The organism is Streptococcus milleri (genome assembly GCF_900636525.1).
Classification (GTDB): Bacteria; Bacillota; Bacilli; order Lactobacillales; family Streptococcaceae; genus Streptococcus; species Streptococcus hominis.
Genome location: NZ_LR134288.1, coordinates 577,561 through 596,139 on the forward strand (window position 1 = coordinate 577,561; position 18,579 = coordinate 596,139).

Sequence of the window (18,579 nt, forward strand, 5' to 3'; positions counted from 1 at the left end):
CGTTTTTCCACTGTTTTTTCAAGGAAAGATAGTAAACATTGTCTAGGAGGAGAAATGGCAGAGCTTGTAACATTATTTCACTACAATACTTTGGGAGCTTTAATGGCGGGGCTTTACAAGGGGACGATGACGATTGAAGGATTGCTTCAACATGGCGATTTAGGGATTGGTACTTTAGACTCTATTGACGGAGAGCTGATTGTGCTTGACGGTAAGGCTTATCAAGCCAAGGGAATAGGAGCAACTCCTGAAGTGATAGAAGTTTCAACAGATAGGACGGTTCCTTATGCTGCAGTGGCTTTTCACCGAGAAGAAGCGTGTTTTCGTCAGGACGTTGAGCTGAGCGATGAAGCGCTGAAGAAGCGCATAGAAGCTAGCTATGTCGGGGAAAATCTTTTTCGCTCAATTAAGATTCATGGTGAATTTAGCAGCATGCACGTGCGAATAGCTCCAAAATCCTCTTCGGGGAAGAAGTTCGTAGAAATTGCCGCTCATCAGCCTGAGTACCATGCAGAACACGTTTCGGGAACAATCGTTGGCTTTTGGACACCGGAGCTGTTTCACGGTGTCAGCGTAGCCGGTTATCATCTTCATTTTCTATCTGATGACCACCAATTCGGTGGACATGTCATGGATTTTGTCATGAAAAATGGAGAGGTTGAAATTGGAACGATTGCGGCTTTGGAGCAGCGTTTTCCGGTTCAAGACCAAGATTTTCTCTCTGCAAAATTGAATGTGTCGGAGTTAAAGAAAGATATTGAGAAATCTGAATAAAAAACAGTGGACAAAGTTAGACAAAAGCTTAAATTCCATTCAAAATTCAAAAGAATGATGCCAAAAAGGCTTAAAATCGTGTTGTTAAAAGCACTGATTTTAAGCCTTTTACTTTTCTAAGAAGTCCTTGTAATGAGAATAAGTTCGTCGCCGTCGCCCTAGTCGCCGGAGTGAACGAGAACTGATTCACTCTGTCCGAGGGTCGGACAGCTTGCCTGAAAAGAGATTCATTCCGTCCGAGGGTCGGACAGCTTGCTTGAAAAGAGATTTATTCCGTCCGAGGGTCGGACAGCTTACCTGAAAAGAGATTCATTCCGTCTGAGGGTCGGATAGTTTGTCAGAAAAGTGATTCACTCCGTCTGAGGGTCGGATAGATTGTCAGAAAAGTGCTTCACTCCGTCCGAGGGTCGGACAGCTTGCCAGAAAAGTGATTTGCTTTGTCCGAGGGTCGGATAGCTTGTCTGAGAACTAATTCACTTCGTCCGAGGGTCAGACGTACGAAGAGTTGTCAGAAAAAGGTGCCGATTAGCGGACACCTTTACATTTTCATAGATTTGATTTTGGCTTCATCGGGAGTGACCCGCAGGGTCTTTTGTCCAGTATAGGTCACAAAACCGGGCTTGCCACCGGTTGGCTTATTGAGCTTTTTGACTTCAATCATATCCACCTGAACGAGATTGGACAGTCTTGCCTTAGAAAAGTAAGCAGCCAGCTCCGCAGCATCCGTCTTGACCTCATCACTTGGTTGCAGATTGCCTGTGATGACCACGTGGCTGCCGGGAATGTCTTTTGCATGGAACCAAAGCTCCTCTTTTTTAGCCATTTTAAAAGTCAACTCGTCATTTTGCAAGTTGTTTCGACCAACCAAAATAATCGTCTTACCGTCAGTTGCCAAGTATTTTTCTGGTTTCTTTCGTTTTTGAATTTTCTCACGCTGGCGTCGGCGAATAAAACCGGTCTGAATTAACTCTTCTCGAATTTCTGTAATTTCTGTGAGATTAGCTTGCGACAAAGCTGTTTCCACACTCTCCAAATATTGAATGGTTTCTTTAGTTTCTTCAATCAGTCCCGTTAAATGCTTGACCGCTTCTTTCAGCTTTTGGTATTTCTTAAAATAGCGCTGAGCATTTTGGTTAGGGGTCAAAGCTTTATCCAACACAATAGTAATTTTCTCGCTTGTGTAGTAATTGTCCAGTTCTACTTGGTCTTGATTGTTTGGAACTTGGTGCAAAAAAGTAGTGAGGAGCTCTCCTTTTTGGCGAAATTCCTCCGCATTTTCAGTCGCGACTAATTCCTGCTCTTGTTTTTTTAATTTCTTGCGATTTTTTTCTAATTCATTCTCCACTCGATGAATCAGTTCACTGGCTTGCTGATTAACACGGTCGCGTTCCGCCTTGTCTTGATAGAAAGCATCTAACAATTGTGATAAACTAGGAAATTCTTTTTGACTATCCGCAAAAAGAATGGGCGCAAAGGATTTAGTTGTCAGATGAGCTTGCGTGGGACTGGCAAAGAAAGCACGGAAGGTTTTTAGTTTGTCACTCGTTAAGCACTGACTGAGCTCGGTCGCTGTATCGCGCCCCAAGCCTTGGAACAGCTTTTGTAAAGAACGAGCCGATAAATCCTCTGTCTGAAGAATTTCAAATAATTTTTCATCAGAAATGGTAAATGGATTGCGCTTATCTGTTTGAGGTGGAGTGACATAGCTTGAACCAGGCAGAATCGTACGGTAACTATTTTGAGAAAAGCCGACATGTTTAATAGCTTCAATAATATTGCCACTTGCCTTATCCATTAAGATGATATTGCTGTGCTTGCCCATGATTTCGATGATAAGAGTTGCTGCCACGTTATCTCCAATTTCATTTTTATTGGAGACAGAAATTTCTAAAATTCGATCATTCTCGATTTGTGAAATGTTTTCAATTGTAGCGCCTTGTAGATATTTTCGCATAACCATGATAAATGTGGTGGGCACTGCTGGATTTTCAAAGGCGGTACGGGTTAGTTGAATGCGACTAAAAACAGGGTGAGCAGACAAGAGCAATTTATGATTTTGTCGATTACTGCGAATTTGTAGCACTAATTCCTGATTAAACGGTTGATTGATTTTTTGAATACGACCGTACAGTAACTGTTGCCGCAATTCCTCTGTCATGTGATGTAAAAAAAATCCGTCAAAGGACATGGTTTTTCTCCTTGAATGATACTAAAGAAAATTATAACAAAAAATAGCAAGAAAAGGTTGGAAAATTATTGTCAGAAAAGTTTGACAAAATACTTGACATTTGTTTCAGAAACATCTAAAATAATATCAAATTAGAAAAGTAATAAAATAGTTGTTGGCAGAGAGCTTGTGGTTGGTGAAAACAAGTAGCAGCGTTTTATGAAATTGGGCTAATGGATAGAAGTTGAATTTGAAACGATAAAAATTCGGTGAGCACACCTTACAGTGCAACTTGTTGTTAGACAAGATAGAGATGTGGGAGAAGTCTATTATTTTTCCCATAATTGAGGTGGCACCGCGATTTACGCCCTCACACAGGATGAACTGTGTGTGGGTTTTTCTTTTATTGTTTCATTTCCCTTAAAATGGAGGAAAAATATGTTTAAACGATGGCGACTCTGGCTTTTACTCGAATAAAAAATAGAAAAATATGAAATGGAGAACAGATATGAAAAACAAACGGTTAATGGGAATGATTGCTCTTTTAGTGGTATTAGTTGTCGGAGGTATTATTTATTCTAGTGTAAATAGCGAGAAAGCGACGAAGACAAGCAATACAACAAAAACAGTAAAAGTTGGTGTGCTGCAATATGTCAGTCATCCGTCACTTGATTTGATTTATAAAGGGATTCAAGAAGGATTGGCACAAGAAGGTTATAAAGGCAAGAAGATCAAGATTGACTTTATGAATGCAGAAGGTGACCAAAGCAAAGTGGCAACAATGAGCAAGCAATTAGTTGCAAATAACAATGATGTGCTGATTGGAATCGCAACGCCTGCGGCTCAAGGGTTGGCTAGTGCAACAAAAGACAAGCCAGTTGTTATGGGAGCAGTGACTGATCCAGTTGGGGCGAATTTAGTAAAGGATTTGAAAAAGCCGGGAGGCAACATTACAGGTGTGTCTGACCACAATCCAGCTAAGCAGCAATTGGAGCTCATCAGACAATTAACACCGAATGTGAAAACAATTGGCGTTCTTTATTCAAGCAGTGAAGACAATTCAAAAACGCAGGTAGAAGAATTTACAGCTTTGGCTGAAAAAGCAGGTTATAAAGTGCTTCCTTATGCTGTACCTTCTACAAATGAGATTGCTTCAACCATGAATGTGATGACAGGAAAGGTAGATGCTATTTGGATTCCAATTGACAACACCATTGCTTCAGCTTTTTCAACAGTTGTTTCCAGCAATCAAACGGCTAAAAAACCTATCTATCCAAGTGCGACAGCTATGGTAGAAGAAGGCGGTCTGGGCTCGGTTGTTGTCGATCAAAAAGATCTTGGAGTGGCGACTGGAAAAATGACAGCGAAAATTTTGAAAGGTGCCAAACCAGCAGACACAGCTGTTGAAATCTTTGCTACTGGCAAATCAGTTGTGAACAAAAAAGTGGCTGCTCAGCTAGGAATAACGATTCCAGATGATGTTCTGAAAAAAGCAGGACAAGTCATTGAGTAATCCGATTGATAAGAAACGATATTTTTAAAAGTTAGGACAACAGTATGATTATTTCAATTGTCTCACAAGGACTTGTTTGGGCTATTTTAGGCTTGGGGATTTTTATGACTTTCCGCATTTTAAACTTCCCTGATATGACAGCCGAAGGCTCTTTTCCCTTGGGGGGAGCAGTGGCAGTTACGCTGATTAGTAAAGGTATCAATCCCTTTCCGGCGACTGTTGTTGCCATTCTGGCAGGGTGTTTGGCAGGTATGGCAACAGGACTTCTTTATACCAAGGGGAAAATTCCTACTCTCCTTTCGGGAATTTTAGTCATGACTTCCTGCCATTCTATTATGCTTATGTTAATGGGGCGGGCTAATCTTGGACTTCTTGGAACGAAGCAAATTCAGGACTTTCTACCGTTTTCTGGCGAATTAAACAATCTTCTGACAGGATTGATTTTTGTCAGTTTGGTAATTGTAGCATTGCTTTTTTTCTTAGATACAAAATTGGGTCAAGCCTATATTGTCACGGGTGATAATCCAGATATGGCAAGGAGTTTTGGCATTCACACAGGACGAATGGAGTTAATGGGGTTGGTGCTGTCTAATGGCGTCATTGCCCTAGCTGGCGCCCTTATTGCCCAGCAGGAAGGTTATGCGGATGTCTCGCGTGGGATTGGTGTCATCGTTGTGGGGCTTGCCAGTCTCATTATTGGAGAGGTGCTTTTTACCAGCCTGACATTAGCAGAACGCCTATTGACGATTGTTGTCGGATCTATTTTCTATCAATTTCTGATTTGGGGCGTGATTGCGCTTGGCTTTAATACCAGCTATCTTCGCCTTTACAGTGCGGTTATCTTGGCAATTTGTCTCATGATTCCGACTTTCAAAAATAAATTCTTTAAAGGAGTCAAGTTAAGCAAATGACAGCAATTGTAGAATTAAAAAACGCGACAAAAATTGTCAACACAGGTATTGAGGAAGAAAAGGTCATTTTGAATGATGTTTCACTGGATATTTTTGAGCATGACTTCATTACCATTTTAGGTGGAAATGGGGCAGGGAAATCTACGCTTTTCAATGTCATCGCAGGAACATTGCCATTGACGAGTGGCAGCATCCATATTCTAGGTGAAAATGTGACCAGTTATTCGCCAGAAAAACGGGCTAAGTATCTATCGCGCGTTTTTCAAGACCCAAAGATGGGAACAGCTCCGCGTATGACGGTGGCAGAAAACCTATTGATTGCTAAATTTCGTGGTGAAAAACGTCGTTTGGTGCCACGTCGTCTGAGTCATTATCGCAAAGAATTTCAGGAAACAATAGACAAAATCGGCAATGGTTTAGAAAAACATTTGGATACGCCAATTGAATTTCTTTCTGGTGGTCAGAGACAGGCTTTGAGTTTGTTGATGGCGACTCTCAAGCGCCCAGAACTGCTTCTTCTGGACGAACATACAGCAGCGCTGGATCCAAAAACTAGTGTTGCCCTTATGGAGTTGACTGATGATTTTGTCCAAAGAGACCAACTGACTACTCTCATGATTACTCACCACATGGAAGATGCTCTTAAATACGGCAATCGCTTGATTGTCATGAAAGACGGACAAATTATCCAAGACTTACATCAAGAAGAGAAAGCGAAAATGACAATCGCGGATTATTACAGCTTATTTGAATAAAAAAATTCCAATCTCCTAGTTGAGGTTGGAATTTCTTTTTTGCGCTTCTCTGATAGTATTTGGAACCAGACGAATCCGCTTAATATCTGAAATACGAATAATCGTTGACATACTTTTCTGGAAGTTTTTAACAATCAATTGCTGACGCTCTTTGTCATATTTGACAATATCACCAGTAAAACTTTTATCTGAAAAAATGACATGCACACCTGATTTTTTTTGCAAAGCTGTTTCAATCGTCTGCAAAATATTGGCGTTGTCTTCCTCTATCTCTTGTGTATCCTTTTTATAATTGATAAATTCACTTGCGCGCTCTAAAATCATTTCGAGAAATTTTTTCATAGCTAAATTCTCCATAACTTGTTACAATATATTATATAACAAACTCGCTAAAAAAGTAAATTTTTTACGAATAAATCAAGAAAGAAGAAAAAGGAGACAAAAATGTCAGAATTCAAATTTGAGATAGAAGAAAAGTTATTGGTGTTATCAGAAAATGATAAAGGCTGGACGAAAGAGCTGAATCGAGTGAGTTTCAATGGTGCGCCAGCTAAATATGATATTCGTAGTTGGAGTCCTGACCATACAAAAATGGGGAAAGGGATTACGCTCTCCAATGAAGAATTTCAAGTATTAGTGGATGCTTTTAAAGCTTAGTAAAGCGCAAATAGAATCAAGGCAAGAGAGTGAGAGGCAGTCGCACTGTGGGCAATTGTTGATGGCTCTCTTTTTGCTGTAGAAAATAAGGAAATTTTACACAAAAACTTGAAAATACGCTTTCAAAATGTTATACTATTAAATATAGAGATTGTATATATACATATAGTGAGCTTAGAATTTTAGGAGGTTTAGGATGCTTGAAATTCAGAAGTTAGAAAAAAGTTTTGGGGAAAAACAAGTACTATTTGGTGTTGATTTCAGGGCTGAATCAGGACAAATCCTCGGTCTGATCGGAAAGAACGGTGCTGGGAAAACAACGATTTTCCACAGTATTCTGCGTTTTTTAGAATACAGCGGAAACATTACATTTGATAAGCAACCGATTTCTCAGGAGACCTATCGGAAAATTGGTTATTTGCCAGAAGAGCGAAGTCTGATGCCTAAGTTAACCGTTTATGAGCAAGTGCGGTATTTGGCAAATTTAAAGGGAGTGCCAAATGCGGTTGTGAAAGAAAAATTGCCTCAGTGGATGGAGCGCTTGCAAGTCAAAGGAAAAGTGACTGATAAAATCAAGAGCTTGTCCAAAGGGAATCAACAAAAAGTGCAGTTGATTATCACACTTTTGCATGAGCCAAATTTGATTATCCTAGACGAGCCATTTAGTGGTTTGGATCCTGTAAATACCGAGATTTTGAAACAAGTCATTATTGAGGAAAAAGAGCGAGGAGCAACCATTATTTTCTCTGACCATGTGATGACCAATGTGGAAGAATTGTGTGATGATGTTGTCATGATTCGTGATGGGAAAGTCATTTTAGATGGCAGCGTGCAAGAAGTTCGTAATCAATACGGCAAAACACGTCTGTTTGTGTCTAGCTCGCTGTCTCAAACGGAATTAGAAGCACTTCCTCACGTAAGTAAAGCCAATCTGACTAACCAAGGCACATGGCGATTGATATTAGATGACGAAGCAGCTGGTAAGGAATTGTTTGACTTGTTGACTAAAGGACAATATATTGAAACTTTTGACCAACAAGCTCCAACAATTGATGAAATCTTTAAGTTAGAATCAGGGGTAGAAGTATGAAACAGACTTTAATTGTTATCAAAGAAACCTATCTTCGTCATGTCAAATCATGGAGTTTTGTCTTTATGGTCATATCCCCTTTTATCTTTGTAGGATTGAGTTTAGGTGTTGGCTACCTTTCTTCTATGTCAAGCAGTAATTCTAGTCGGGTCGCAGTTGTATCAAACAATGCTCAAGTGAAGGAAGTTTTGAAAGATACTAAGAATCTGGACATCAATTATAAAGATGAAGCAACAGCTAAGAAAGCTGTAAAAGATGGCGATGTTGGTGGATATTTGCTAGTATCAGAAGCAGAGGGGCAAATCAAGGCAACTTATTTTGCAGATACGAGCATGAGTAGTGCTACAAAAATTGAAATTACACAGAAACTGATGCAGTTGCAACAGGTTGCAAATATTAACCAAGCTAATTTATCAGCTAATCAAGTGAAGCTACTTTCAAGAGCTATTGATTTCAAGGAAAAAATTGATGAGAAGAAAGAAGCGAAGAAGGCAACTCAAACGATTGTCGCAACAGCAATTGGTATTGTACTTTATATGATTCTCATTGTTTACACAAGCTCCACTGCTCAAGAAATTGCAAGCGAAAAAGGGACGAAGATTATGGAGGTTATTTTCTCCAGTATCAAGGCTTCTGAATATTTCTATGGTCGAATGGCAGGAATTTTTGCAGTTATCTTGACCCATGTCAGCATTTATGTAATCGGTGCAGTGCTGTTGCTTGCTTTTTCAGACCAGATTTCTTTTGTAAAAGAATTCTTAGATGCCAATCCAAATCTGATGAAGCATTTGGGAGAAGCAATTTCCTTTAATACTATTGCTTTTATCACCTTGAGTGTCTTTATGTTTGTGGTTTTATCTGCCTTTTTAGGCTCAATGGTAATGAGGATTGAAGACGTTGGGAAAGCTGTTCAGCCTGTTGTGATGCTGATTATTTTGGGATTTTTGGGAGTGACGGCTCTTGGAAACGCTGGTGACACAATTTTGCTTAAAGTTGGTTCTTTTATTCCATTCATTTCGACCTTCTTTATGCCCTTCCGTGCGATTAACGGTTATGCAAATGGGCTAGAAGCTTGGATTTCATTTGCCATTGCCTTTGTCTTTACCTTAGGAATGACAGTTTATATCGGTCGGATTTACTCCAGTTTAATTTTACAAACAGATGACATTGGCATTTGGAAGAGCTTCAAAAAAGCTTTAGCTTATCATTAAAAATCGTTCTCCACAAGTATTCTTGTGGGGATTTTTTTCTTGAAAAGGTATGTAGTCAATCGCTGTTGAAAAACTTTAAAAATGATATAATAGGACTATATTTTGACAAAAAGGATGCTCATGAAATTACTTTATACGGATATTCGCAATCCCTTAACAAACAGTCTAACAGAAGAAGCAGAGCGTTTAGCACAAGCAGGCAAGCGCGTGTTTTATATTGCACCCAACTCTCTTTCATTTGAAAAGGAAAGAGCCGTTTTGCGTCTTTTAGAAAACCGTGCTTCATTTGCCATTACGGTGACACGTTTTGCGCAGATGGCGCGTTATTTTGTCCTCAATGATGTGCAGCAAGGCAGACCTTTAGACGATATTGGTTTGGGAATGCTCTTTTATAAGGTCTTATCTGAAATGGAAGAGCATGATTTGCAGGTGTACGGCGGCATTCGGACAGATGCGCAGTTTATTCAGCAATTGGTTGAGCTTTATCATGAGTTGCAAGAAGCTCAAATGACTGTTGCAGACTTGGACTATCTGGATGAAGGTGAGAAAAAAGCAGATTTAATCAAGATTTTACAAGCTGTTACGCATCAGCTGAATCAGAGTGAATTTACTTCTGAGTCAAATATCATGGCCTTTGCCAATCACATTATAGCAGCTGATGTAGATAAAGAATTGCAAGGATTGGCTTTGGTCATTGACGGTTTTACACGGTTTTCTGCTGAGGAAGCTTATTTGGTAGAGCTGCTGCATCGTAAAGGTGTGGAAATCGTCATTGGTGCTTATGCAAGTGAAAAAGCTTATCGTGCGACTTTTCGAGAGGGCAATCTCTATCAGGCTAGCGTGGATTTCTTGCGCCATTTGGCAGATAAGTATAAGGTAAAACCTGAATATAGACCGTCAATACAGCTAGATGATGCTTTTGGAAAGATTTCAAAACTGCTAGAAAGCCGCTATGATTTCTCAGATGTTGAGCTGGAGCTGACGGAGCAAGACCGTTCGCATGTACAGATTTGGTCGACTGTCAATCAAAAAGAAGAACTGGAATATGTGGCAAAGAGCATTCGCCAGCGAGTTCATGACGGTGCTCGCTACAAAGATATTCGCTTGCTTTTGGGAGATGTGGAAGCCTATCGGTTGCAGTTAAAGACGATTTTTGATCAGTATCAGATTCCCTTTTATCTGGGGCGAAGCGAGTCTATGGCACATCACCCTTTGGTGCAATTTATCGAATCTTTAGTGCGTTTGAAACGCTATAATTTTCGGACGGATGATTTGCTCAATCTTGTGAAGACAGGTCTTTATGGTCGTTTAACGCAAGAAGAGCTGGATTTGTTTGAGCAATATATTCGCTTTGCGGATGTAAAAGGGATTAGTAAATTTTCTAAAGATTTTACTCACAATCAGCATCAAAAATTTGACTTGATTCACATCAATCAACTAAGAAAAAAAATAGTCACTCCGCTCTTGGAATTTTTCAAATCTCGCAGTCAAACAGCGACAGGTCTGCTCCAGAAATTTCATCACTTTTTGACAGAGATTGCTTTTTCTCAGAATTTTGCTTCTTTAGTAGATTTTACGAACCCGCAAGACCAAGAAAGACAAGAAGAAGTCTGGAAGGCTTTTTGTCATGTTTTGGAACAATTTGCTAGTGTCTTCTCAGCTAACAAGGTCAAGCTAGATGATTTTTTGACTTTAGTGCAGTCAGGAATGCTGTTATCCAATTATCGGACTATTCCAGCAACGGTAGACGTTGTGACCGTTCAGTCTTATGATTTGATCGAGCCTTTGTCAAGTCCTTTTGTCTATGCTGTTGGTTTGACTCAAGACTATTTTCCAAAAATTGCGCAAAACAAGAGCCTCTTGTCAGATGAAGACCGATTACGATTAAATGAAGCAACTGATGAGCATTCGGAGTTGCTGATTGCTGCTCAGGAAAATCTCCAGAAAAATCGTTTTGTCGCCTTGTCACTTCTGAATGCTGCAACGGAGAGGTTGGTGCTCTCCACTCCTCAGATTGTCAATGAAATAGAGAACAACATTTCTCCATATTTGTTAGAATTGCATGAACGACCAATTGAGCTGCCGATTGAAGTGAAGCGTCCGCAGGCAACAAGTGATGATATTGGAACTTATCGAGCTCTGTTGGCGAGGGTTATTGAGTTGAATCAAGGGGATATTGATCGGGAGTGTTCTCTGACTGAGAAAGAACAGACTTTTTGGTCAGTCGTCGTACGGGTTTTGCGCAAAAAATTGGAAAGCGAAGGTATTTCGATTCCTAATGTAACGTCAAGTCTTGAAACAGAAACCTTGTCAACGCAGACATTACAAGTTCTTTATCCGCCTCATCAAGCATTTCAGCTATCTACTTCAGCTTTGACAGAATTCTATCGCAATCAATATGCTTATTTTTTGAAGTATGTCTTGGCTTTGCAGGAAGAAATGACGATTCATCCAGATGCGCGCAGTCATGGAAATTTTCTGCATCGTGTGTTTGAAAAAGTTATGCAAGAGCAGTCTAGTGAGTCATTCGATCATCGTCTAGAAAAAGCCATTCAAGAAGCGAGTCAGGAAGCGGAATTTGAAGCTCTTTATACAGAAAATGCAGAAGCATTATTTGCTCACGAAGTTTTGCTGGACACCGCGCGTGCGACTGGACAGGTTTTAGAGAGAAATGATTTAGTCGAAACCATTCAAGAAGAGGCTGTTTTCGGACAGGAAGAAACAAATGTTCTAACCTTGTCAGACGGACGCAATCTTCAAATTCGAGGGAAAGTTGACCGCATTGACCGATTGAGAAGTGACGGTAGTCTGGGAATTGTGGATTATAAATCAAGTGACACAAATTTTGATTTTCAAAAATTTTTCAATGGTCTAAATTCTCAATTGCCTACATATCTAATGGCGTTGAAGCAAGAAAAGTGGGCGAATGATGAAGTACAGACTTTTGGTGCCATGTATTTGCAGATGACCAATCCACTTGTGCCTTTAGCCAAGACGAAGTCGCAAGGCGACGCTGTCAAAGAAGCAATGAAGAACCTAGAATACAAAGGTCTGTTCTTGTCTGAGCAGGCTCGTCAGCTGAATGGTTTGTACGATAAAAAGAAAGTGAATCTGTTGAGTCAAGAGGAGCTGGAGACATTGTTGGCTTATAATGCACTCTTGTATCGCCGTGCTGCTGAGCAGATCTTGGCAGGGCATTTTTACATCAATCCTTATACGGAAAATGGCAGAAGTATTGCACCTTTTGTGGAGCAGTACAAGTCCATTACGGGATTTGAAGCTAACCTTCACCTCTCTAGCGCCCGCCATTTGGTTAAGTTAGATAGCCACCCGACAGGTGAAAAGAAGCGCCAAGCATGGATAGAAAAGATGAAGGAGGAGCTAGAAAAATGAGACAGATTCCATTTTTGAGTCAGGAAGAAATCTATACTTTGCAGGAACGAGAAGCTCAGTCTGACAAAGCTCAAAAACGTACACCAGAGCAAATCGAAGCCATTTACTCCTCCGGTCAAAATATTCTTGTGTCTGCTTCTGCAGGATCAGGAAAAACCTTTGTTATGGTGCAGCGGATTATTGACCAAATTTTGCGGGGAGTTCGCATTGATCAGCTCTTCATTTCGACCTTTACCGTTAAAGCCGCAAGTGAGCTAAAAGAGCGCTTGGAAAAAGAGTTATCCAAGGCTTTGAAGGCAACAGATGATGAGGAGCTCAAACAGCATTTGGCACAGCAATTAGCGGATATTTCCAATGCTGACATTGGTACCATGGACTCTTTCACCCAAAAAGTCCTAAATAAATATGGTTATCTCCTAGAATTGGCGCCGAATTTTCGCATTTTACAAAGCGCAAGTGAGCAGTTATTGCTGCAAAATGAAGTTTTCGAGCAAGTTTTTGAAGAATTCTATCAATCTAATCAGGCTGCTTTATTTAAAAAATTAGTCAAAAACTTTACCGGTCAAAGAAAAGATTTGCTCGGTTTTCGAGAGCAGGTTTATAAGATTTATGCTTTTTTGCAATCCACCAGTAGTCCAATAGCATGGTTGGGAAAAGACTTTTTGAAAGGCTATGAGCGTGCGGATTTCCAAGAAGAAAAAGCGCGACTTTTAGCACAAATAAAAGAAGCTCTTTATGACCTAGAAGATTTTTTCCATTATCATTTGGCGAATGAAGCCAAGGAATTTCCAAAAGCAAAATACCTTGAAAATGTTCAGAGCGTGCTTGATTGTCTGGCAAGCTTACAAGGACAGTCCTCTGAGGAAGCTTATCTCACAGCACTTGATAGAATTGTAGAGATTTCACGCGCAAGCAATGGCAAAGCCTTGACAAACAGCGGACGCAAAGAAGAATTAAAAGAAATCATCAACACCTATAATGAAAAGCGCAAAGAAAAAATTCAAGTTTTACGAGATTTGGCAGATCAATTTTATCGCTTTGAATTTCAAGTGACCTATCATGAGGAAGCCAAGGAAATCCTGCTTGTCTTACAACGGTTTATGAAAGCATTTGTTGAAAGTTATTTGAACCGCAAAAAAGAAGAAAATGCGTTTGAGTTTGCAGACATCAGTCATTTTGCTATTCAGATTTTGGAAGAATTTCCTGATGTGCGCCATTTTTATCGAAATAAATACCATGAAGTTATGGTGGATGAGTATCAAGACACCAACCATACGCAAGAACGTATGCTAGAACTGTTATCAAATGGACATAATCGCTTTATGGTGGGGGATATTAAGCAGTCTATTTATCGTTTTCGTCAGGCTGATCCACAGATTTTTAACGATAAGTTCAAGTTGTATCAAGACGATAGCCAGCAAGGGAAATTGATTGTTTTGAAAGAGAATTTCCGCAGTCATGTGGAAGTCTTGGAAGCCACGAATGACGTTTTCAAACGTCTCATGGATGAGGAAGTGGGAGAAATTGATTACAATGAAACGCATTATCTGGTAGCTGGAAATCCTGATAAGAAAGAGCCAAATCCACAATATCAGACGGAGTTTCTCATTTATGACGGAACACTTGAGACGAATAATGAGGAGAATGACAAGGATGTTTCTTCTGTTTCTGCAGGAGAAGTAACGCTGGTCATTAAGGAAATTATCCGTCTGCACAATGAGGAAAATGTCCCATTTGAAGATATGACATTGCTAACGGCTTCGCGGACGCGCAACGATGTGATTTTATCTGAGTTTGCCAAATACGATATCCCAGTCGTTTCAGACGGTGGTGAGGACAATTACCTTCAGTCTGTTGAAGTCATGGTGATATTAGACACCTTGCGTACAATTAACAACCCTCTCAATGATTATGCTTTGGTGGCACTTCTAAAGTCACCAATGTTCACCTTTACTGAGGATGAATTGGCTCGTTTGGCCTTGCAAAAAAAAGTGACTGAAGCTAATCACGTTGTTCATCAGGAAAATCTCTATGAGAAATTGAAAAATGCTTTGAGTAGACACGGCCAACATCCCGAACTCATTACACCTCCTATTTTAAAGAAAATCCAGCAGTTTCAAGAAATACTGCTGGATTGGCGAGAGTTTGCAAAAATAAATTCGCTCTATGATTTGCTTTGGAAAATCTATCAAGACCGCTTTTATTATGACTACGTAGGTGCTCTACCAAATGGCGCAGGGCGTCAAGCGAATCTCTACGCTCTTACTTTGCGAGCAAATGACTACGAAAAGATGAGTTTTAAAGGTCTATCTCGTTTTATTGGGATGATTGACAAAATATTGGAAACACAGAACGATTTGGCGAGTGTCGTCGTTGCGGCTCCGAAGCATGCAGTCCGCTTGATGACAGTTCATAAGAGCAAAGGTTTGGAATTTAAATATGTATTTTTGCTTAATATGGATAAAGCCTTCAATCGTAAGGATAGCAGCTCTGCTTTGATTCTCAGTCGTCAAAATGGCGTCGGTATCAAGTATGTCGCGGACGTAGCGGTAGATGTAACTGATAAGTTGGCGCCTAATCATGTTCGTTTGTCTATCGATACTCTTCCTTTTGTGCAAAATGAGCGTGAGATTCATTTGGAAAGTATTTCGGAGCAAATGCGTCTGCTCTATGTTGCTATGACGCGGGCAGAAAGAAAGTTATATCTGGTTGGCAAAGGTCGTCAAGAAAGCTTGGAGAAAAAGACCTTCCCTGCTCCTGAAAAAGGTCGTTTAGCAGCCTCCATTAGGCAAACTATGACAAGTTTTCAAGACTGGATTTGGGCTTTGCAAACCGTCTTTAAGAATGATGACTTAACCTTTTCAACCCGATTTGTGACGGATAGCGATTTAACAAGTGAGAAAATAGGTCAGCTAAAGCTAAAGGAACCGATTGTGGAGGAGAACTTAGCGCACAATCGCCAGTCTGAGGATATTCGCAGGGCTTTGGATATTTTGGAAAATGTGGACAGGCTAAATACTCAGTATCGAGCAGCCATCCATTTGCCAAGTGTTCGGACACCGAGCCAAATCAAGAAATTTTATGAGCCGGTCATGGATACAGACGGCGTTGAAATTATGGAGAAAAAAACTCCAGATTTTATTGGAAAAACTTCTTTTGAACTACCTGACTTTGCTAAAAAAGCCCCTGTTACAGGAGCGCAAATCGGTAGTGCTGTCCATGAACTGATGCAGCGTATTCCTTTAAATCAACTGCCTACATTAGCTATTTTAAAGGAAACATTGGCTCAGGTGCAGGCAGAAGAAATTGTCAAAAAGAAGATTGATTTGCAAAAGATAGCTGGTTTCTTTGAGACAGAGCTTGGTCAACTGCTCTTGAAGCAGGCGGATAAAGTTTATCGTGAAGCTCCTTTTGCTATGTTAAAGCAAGATCAAGCGAGCGGACAGGATTTTGTAGTCCGTGGAATTTTGGACGGTTATCTACTGTTGATGGACCGAATCATTCTCTTTGATTATAAGACAGATCAATATACAAATCCAAGTGAATTAGTGGAGCGCTACCAAGCGCAATTATCACTTTACGCTGAAGCTCTTCGTCGTTCGTATGGTATTGAAAAAATAGAAAAATATCTAGTGCTGCTAGGTGGAGTTCAACTTCAAGTAGTAAAAGTAGACTAGATAAGATTTTTAGAGAATTGGGCTGATGAATGCTCCCAATTCTTTTTTACAAAAATAGAATCCTCTATTTCCGAATATTTGAGTTATAAAAAAATAAAAAAGTTCATAAATTAGCTGGTTCTTTAGAAAAAGTTATTGAAAATTTCAGAAAAATACGGTAAACTAGTATGTAACCAGACGATGGAGGAATGATATTTGAAATTATATCCTGTTGTTGCGATTTAATCTTATAAACTAAATCAAAAGGCGGCTTTGTGCGGCTTTTTTTGTAAAGCTGTCTAGACCTTTATGAAAATTTTCATTTAAGTAGTTTTAATCTGTTAGCGCCTATTTAGTAGGAATGGAATAAAAATTTCGGAATTCTAACAAAATCTAGTTATTTTTAATAATAGTGAGCATTGTTTGAAGAAATGTTCGGTTTTGAGAATTTCTTGTAATAATAATGGAAATTTACTTGAAAAGCAATAGGAAAAATAGTAAAATAGAATCATAGAAAACGCTTACAATGTGAGGTGAAAAAATGGATAGACAAGAAGCTTTGAGAACTTTTACCACAGGTGAAAATTTCCATTTGCAGCACTATTTGGGGGCTCATCAAGATGAAGTAGATGGGCAAAGTGGCTATACATTTCGTGTATGGGCACCGAATGCTCAGAGTGTGCATCTGATTGGAGACTTTACCGACTGGTATGAAAATCAAATCCCTATGGCACGTAATGAAGGTGGCGTATGGGAAGTGTTTACGGATTTACCTAAGGAAGGAGACATTTACAAATACAACATCAAACGAAGTAGCGGGCAAGAAATTTTGAAAATTGATCCGCTGGCAGTTTATTTTGAAAAACGCCCTGGCACAGGAGCTGTTGTTCGAACAATTCCTGAAAAGAAATGGAAAGACGGTCTGTGGTTGGCTCGCAGAAAACGTTGGGGATTTTTCTCTAGACCGGTGAATATTTACGAAGCTCATGCAGGATCTTGGAAGAAAAACGAGGATGGGACTCCGTATTCATTTGCCCAATTAAAAGATGAACTCATTCCGTATCTTGTCAAAATGAATTACACACATGTGGAATTCATGCCTCTTATGGCGCATCCGCTTGGATTGAGTTGGGGCTATCAGTTGATGGGATACTTTGCTCTTGAACATACTTACGGTACGCCAGAAGAATTCCGTGATTTTGTTGAAGAATGTCATATCAATAATATCGGAGTAATCGTAGACTGGGTGCCAGGACATTTCACTATCAATGATGATGCTTTGGCTTATTATGACGGTACGCCTACATTTGAGTATCAAGATCATGACCGTGCCCATAATTACGGCTGGGGCGCTCTCAATTTTGACTTAGGAAAGAATGAAGTGCAGTCTTTCTTGATTTCTAGTATCAAGTTTTGGATTGATTTTTATCACTTAGACGGAATCCGTGTGGATGCCGTCAGCAACATGCTCTACCTAGATTATGATAGTGGTCCATGGCAACCAAATATTGATGGTGGCAATCGCAACTACGAGGGCTATTACTTCCTTCAACGCTTGAACACGGTTATCAAACTGGCTCATCCAGATGTCATGATGATTGCAGAGGAAAGCACGAGTGATACAAAGATTACAGGTATGGCAGAAATGGGTGGTCTTGGATTTGACTACAAGTGGAACATGGGCTGGATGAATGATATTCTGCGCTTCTACGAAGAAGACCCAATTTACCGCAAGTATGATTTTAATCTAGTAACCTTTAGTTTCATGTACGCCTTCTCTGAAAATTTCTTACTGCCGTTCTCTCATGATGAAGTGGTACATGGTAAGAAGAGCCTCATGCATAAGATGTGGGGAGACCGCTACAATCAATTTGCTGGTCTGCGAAATCTCTATACATATCAAATGTGTCACCCAGGGAAGAAGCTTCTTTTCATGGGTAGTGAATGGGGACAATTCTTAGAGTGGAAATGCGAAGAATCTTTGGAATGGCGTGATTTGGCTGATGATATGAATGCCAAGATGCAGCATTTCACTTCTCAGCTCAATCAGCTTTATAAAGAAAATCGTGTTTTATGGGAAAATGACTTGAGTTGGGACGGTTTAGAGATTATTGATGCGGATAATACAGATCAAAGTGTGCTTTCCTTTATTCGGAAAAATGACAAGGGAGATATGTTAGTTTGCGTCTTTAATATGGCTCCGGTAGAGCGCAAAGACTTTACCATTGGTGTTCCGGTAGCAGCCATATATGAAGAAATTTGGAATACGGAATTAGAAGAATGGGGAGGTGTGTGGAAAGAGCACAATCAAACGGTTCAGTCTCAAGAAGGCTTGTGGAAGGATTATCCTCAGACGTTGACCTTTACTTTGCCAGCATTAGGGGCAAGTATTTGGAAGATTAAACGTCGTGTGAAATCAGCAAATGTAAGTAAAAAGTCCAAAAAGGAGTAA

The 18,579-nt window shown here is 39.9% G+C and carries 12 protein-coding genes and 1 other annotated feature; of the genes, 10 read left to right on the forward strand and 2 right to left on the reverse strand.

Going from position 1 to position 18,579, the window contains the following annotated elements:
• Positions 1–54: 54 nt before the first annotated feature.
• Positions 55–774, forward strand: coding sequence for an acetolactate decarboxylase (gene budA, locus EL087_RS02855; protein ID WP_126406743.1), 720 nt, complete (start codon positions 55–57; stop codon positions 772–774).
• 538 nt (positions 775–1,312) lie between these two features.
• On the opposite strand, the gene fbp62 is transcribed toward budA, so the two are convergent.
• The gene (gene fbp62, locus EL087_RS02860; RefSeq protein ID WP_126406744.1) at positions 1,313–2,962 is read right to left on the reverse strand and encodes an Rqc2 family fibronectin-binding protein Fbp62; all 1,650 of its coding nucleotides are present in this window, start codon (positions 2,960–2,962) and stop codon (positions 1,313–1,315) included.
• Between the two features lie 117 nt (positions 2,963–3,079).
• Positions 3,080–3,316 (forward strand) — a binding site (T-box leader).
• A 133-nt stretch (positions 3,317–3,449) separates the two neighbouring features.
• Here fbp62 and trpX point away from each other — a divergent pair.
• Genes trpX through EL087_RS02875 form a run of 3 tightly spaced genes read left to right on the forward strand, consistent with a single transcriptional unit; the run spans position 3,450 to position 6,120 of the window.
• On the forward strand, positions 3,450–4,454 hold the full coding sequence (trpX, locus tag EL087_RS02865) for a tryptophan ABC transporter substrate-binding protein (protein WP_126406745.1): 1,005 nt from the start codon (positions 3,450–3,452) through the stop codon (positions 4,452–4,454).
• A gap of 44 nt (positions 4,455–4,498) precedes the next feature.
• Positions 4,499–5,365: an ABC transporter permease gene (locus tag EL087_RS02870; RefSeq protein ID WP_126406747.1), complete on the forward strand. Its 867-nt coding sequence runs from the start codon at positions 4,499–4,501 to the stop codon at positions 5,363–5,365.
• Positions 5,362–6,120 carry an ABC transporter ATP-binding protein gene (locus EL087_RS02875; RefSeq protein ID WP_057489602.1) on the forward strand — a complete coding sequence of 253 codons (759 nt, stop codon included), beginning with the start codon at positions 5,362–5,364 and terminating at the stop codon, positions 6,118–6,120. Before EL087_RS02870 ends, EL087_RS02875 begins: the two co-directional genes overlap by 4 nt.
• A gap of 15 nt (positions 6,121–6,135) precedes the next feature.
• Here the strand turns inward: EL087_RS02875 and EL087_RS02880 are convergent, their stop codons facing one another.
• Positions 6,136–6,477 carry a hypothetical protein gene (locus EL087_RS02880; protein WP_057489603.1) on the reverse strand — a complete coding sequence of 114 codons (342 nt, stop codon included), beginning with the start codon at positions 6,475–6,477 and terminating at the stop codon, positions 6,136–6,138.
• 87 nt (positions 6,478–6,564) lie between these two features.
• Between EL087_RS02880 and EL087_RS02885 the strand changes: the two genes are divergently transcribed.
• The 6 genes from EL087_RS02885 to glgB all read left to right on the forward strand — a co-directional run bounded on the left by EL087_RS02885 (position 6,565) and on the right by glgB (position 18,579).
• Positions 6,565–6,777 carry a YdbC family protein gene (locus tag EL087_RS02885; protein ID WP_003025304.1) on the forward strand — a complete coding sequence of 71 codons (213 nt, stop codon included), beginning with the start codon at positions 6,565–6,567 and terminating at the stop codon, positions 6,775–6,777.
• A 196-nt stretch (positions 6,778–6,973) separates the two neighbouring features.
• Positions 6,974–7,867: an ABC transporter ATP-binding protein gene (locus EL087_RS02890; RefSeq protein WP_126406749.1), complete on the forward strand. Its 894-nt coding sequence runs from the start codon at positions 6,974–6,976 to the stop codon at positions 7,865–7,867.
• The gene (locus tag EL087_RS02895) at positions 7,864–9,078 is read left to right on the forward strand and encodes an ABC transporter permease (RefSeq protein WP_126406751.1); all 1,215 of its coding nucleotides are present in this window, start codon (positions 7,864–7,866) and stop codon (positions 9,076–9,078) included. Before EL087_RS02890 ends, EL087_RS02895 begins: the two co-directional genes overlap by 4 nt.
• Before the next feature lie 120 nt (positions 9,079–9,198).
• Positions 9,199–12,471 (forward strand): ATP-dependent nuclease subunit B, encoded by a 3,273-nt coding sequence (rexB, locus tag EL087_RS02900; RefSeq protein ID WP_126406752.1) that lies wholly within the window; start codon positions 9,199–9,201, stop codon positions 12,469–12,471.
• The gene (gene addA, locus EL087_RS02905; protein WP_126408121.1) at positions 12,468–16,148 is read left to right on the forward strand and encodes a helicase-exonuclease AddAB subunit AddA; all 3,681 of its coding nucleotides are present in this window, start codon (positions 12,468–12,470) and stop codon (positions 16,146–16,148) included. Before rexB ends, addA begins: the two co-directional genes overlap by 4 nt.
• A 520-nt stretch (positions 16,149–16,668) precedes the next feature.
• The gene (gene glgB / locus EL087_RS02910) at positions 16,669–18,579 is read left to right on the forward strand and encodes a 1,4-alpha-glucan branching protein GlgB (protein WP_003040079.1); all 1,911 of its coding nucleotides are present in this window, start codon (positions 16,669–16,671) and stop codon (positions 18,577–18,579) included.